We start from the raw sequence: 2,837 nt of genomic DNA on the forward strand, positions 1-2,837 counted from the left end.
ATCCATCTGGGCGGAATCCCTGAAGGCGTAGAGGTTGTGATCCTTGCTCCCTATGATCATCTCGCCTGCTTCGGTAATCACCGCGCTGGAGAGCACACACCAGTCGGTTTGATATGACCACAGCTGGCTTCCATCGGCTGTATCAATTGCCTTGATATTGAAATCCAGCCCGCCGATATACAGAATTCCCTCCGGGCTTATCATTGGCGATGAATAAACATGATGGAGAAAGAAGCTGTTGACCCAGCGCACTTGGGCGTATGTGCCCGAATCCGCCAGGGCATAGACTTTCTGGTCGAAAGCACCGAAATAAATCGTCCCGTCGGGACCGACAGCGGGCGATGAGAACACCCCGGAGGCGTTGAAAACTCCGGAGCCGGTCTTGAACTGCCATTTGAGCGAGCCGTCCGGATTGAGCGCATACAGGCTGGAATCACCCCCGCCTCCATAATAACCACCTGCGCCGAAATAGATCGTGCCGTCATGGCCGAGCGAAGCCGAAGAGGCAATTCCGTCATTGGCCTCGAATGTCCAGGCGGTGTCAGCCGTGGAAGGTCCGGTGAAGCCGGTTCGTCCGGTATGCTTGAGGTCATGACGAAACATCGGCCAGGGTGACTCTGGCAGTAGATTCGCGAATGATCCAAAAAAGCAGATCAATGTAAAAAGAGAAATCAATATGGTTCTGTTCATGTCTAACCATGATACGCACAGCTTTCGATATTTGATAAATATAAAAACTCACCGCACCCCAAAGATACGGTGAGCGTGTGTGTAGGCGGGTAGGTTCAGTTAGAACCTGATTAAGTTTAGATCGCCAACCAGAGATTTTCAACAAAAATATTTCGTTATCGGCGTTGCGCTCGTTTACAATTTTCGCTGAAACTGAAAAGATTCGGTATTTGAGGTTAAAAACGGGGTAATTAATAATGAATTAATTTTGATTTAATAATTTGCTCACAATCCAGATTAGATTAAAGGGCGCAGGCGTAACTATACCTTTTCAATTTTTTCCCACCTAAACAGGGCGTACCCCCATTATGCGCCCTGCTTTTTTAATGGGCTAAACTTACCGCGTTAACTTGAAGGCAGGTTGATCGTGACCACGGTGCCGCGACCGGGCTGGCTTTTAATCTGAATCTTTCCACGGTGGTTATTGATAATCTGACGGGCGATCGTGAGACCGTAACCGGCGCCGGGCTGGTCGGCCTTGGTGCTGAATCCGGGCTCGAAGATCTGTTTGATCATATCTTCGGGAATTCCCCGGCCGTCGTCGCTGATCTCGATTTTCAATTCTCCGTCGGCTGAGGATGAACTTACCACCAGCCGTCCGGATTCGCCGACAGCGTCGCAGGCGTTCATCAGTACACCACTGAAGGCGAGTTTGATCTGTTCGGAATCAGCCTCGAAAGCCGGTAGCTTCTCGAGGTTCGTTTCGATTTCAGTTCGAGGTGAAATTATCTGGCGCAATCGATTTGTTACATCCCGAATAATCATGTTGATATTTACTTGATCCTTCCCGGGAGAAGACTCCAATAACAGGCGGTCGAGCTGATTGAGCCCGGATTTGAGCTGCTGGCTGTTTTTCTGGATATCACCCAGCTCCTGACGAATCGACTCAATAGATTTTTTATATTCGGTTTTTTGCTCAAAATCATCACCATACTCAGATGCCAGCCTCTCCAGCAGAACCTTCAGGGCCTTCTCGATCATATCCGTACTGCTTTGAATCCTGAAACGCGGTTTGTGCATGTATTCTCGGGTTTCAGACAAAAGGTAATTCATCATCTCAATTCGCAGGCCCATCAGTTCCCGTCCGAAACGGAGTTTTTGTTCGGCCTGCTGAGATGATGACAAAAACCTGGCCGCCTGCGTAGCCGCAATCATCGCGAAGCGGTTGTCGGCCTCTGAAAAGAAGCTACCGCCCAACTTGTCAAACAGACACAAAATGCCCAGAAACTGCTCGCCCTCCTGCAGTGGCGAGGCTATCACCATGCGCACTCCCGGTTCCGACAGCCCCACGAAAATCGGATCGAAATTGAGGTCGTTGATCACAAGCGGCTGGGCTTCGGTGCGGTATTTCTTCAAAAGAGCCGCTTTCAGCTCGAGGTTCATCCAGCCCCGTTTCTCCTCCGGGTACTCAATCGAGCGGACATTTTCAGGCCCCCGGTCGGTGCGGTCAAAAAGTATCAGGGCTCCTTTTTCGGCCTCGACATGACGCGCCGCCTTAGTCAGTACAGCATCAGCAATCTCCGCATTTGACATATCGAAACGGATCGAAGTGGCGATCTGGTTGATTGCGTTGAGTTCGCGGATGATGTACTTGAGTTGTTTGATCTGAGCCTGCGGATCGTAAACCATATATATACCTCAACTTGCAAATGTCCGCAGGCAAGCTACAACAATCCCGGAAAACCGCAAGCGATAATTACATCAAATCGAACGGCTCAATTTTTTACTTTTCAGGCCGAAAAAGTGAACTATATTGTGCAGAATCGTTAAAACCTGTGTAGACTCAAATTAAAATCCATACGGAGGCCCAAGAAGTGCCCAAAGCCGAACCGGAAAACGAAGACAAAAAAACGAATTTCATCAGAGAAATAATCGACGAAGACAACCAGACCGGCAAATTCGATAAGCGGGTGCATACGCGTTTTCCACCGGAGCCGAACGGGTATTTGCATATCGGCCACGCCAAATCGATTTGCCTGAACTATGGTATTGCCGAAGATTACAGAGGCAAGTTCAATCTCCGTTTCGATGACACCAACCCGGCCAAAGAAGAGGTCGAATATGTTGACTCGATCAAGGAGGATGTTCACTGGCTGGGAGCTGACTGG

The 2,837-nt window shown here is 49.4% G+C and carries 3 protein-coding genes; 1 reads left to right on the top strand and 2 read right to left on the bottom strand.

Going from position 1 to position 2,837, the window contains the following annotated elements:
- Positions 1 to 690: PQQ-binding-like beta-propeller repeat protein (locus GF404_02075; GenBank protein MBD3380963.1), on the bottom strand; the 690-nt coding region annotated here is incomplete at its 3' end.
- 384 nt (positions 691 to 1,074) lie between these two features.
- Positions 1,075 to 2,358 carry a GAF domain-containing protein gene (locus GF404_02080; protein MBD3380964.1) on the bottom strand — a complete coding sequence of 428 codons (1,284 nt, stop codon included), beginning with the start codon at positions 2,356 to 2,358 and terminating at the stop codon, positions 1,075 to 1,077.
- 185 nt (positions 2,359 to 2,543) lie between these two features.
- On the opposite strand from GF404_02080, the gene GF404_02085 reads away from it, so the two are divergent.
- On the top strand, positions 2,544 to 2,837 hold a 294-nt coding region (locus GF404_02085), incomplete at its 3' end, for a glutamine--tRNA ligase (GenBank protein MBD3380965.1).

This window comes from Candidatus Zixiibacteriota bacterium, assembly GCA_014728145.1.
Classification (GTDB): Bacteria; Zixibacteria; MSB-5A5; order JAABVY01; family JAABVY01; genus WJMC01.

Coding starts and splice junctions, on each gene's coding strand:
- GF404_02080 (MBD3380964.1), bottom strand. CDS start 2,358: ATGGTTTACGATCCGCAGGCTCAGATCAAACAACTCAAGTACATCATC.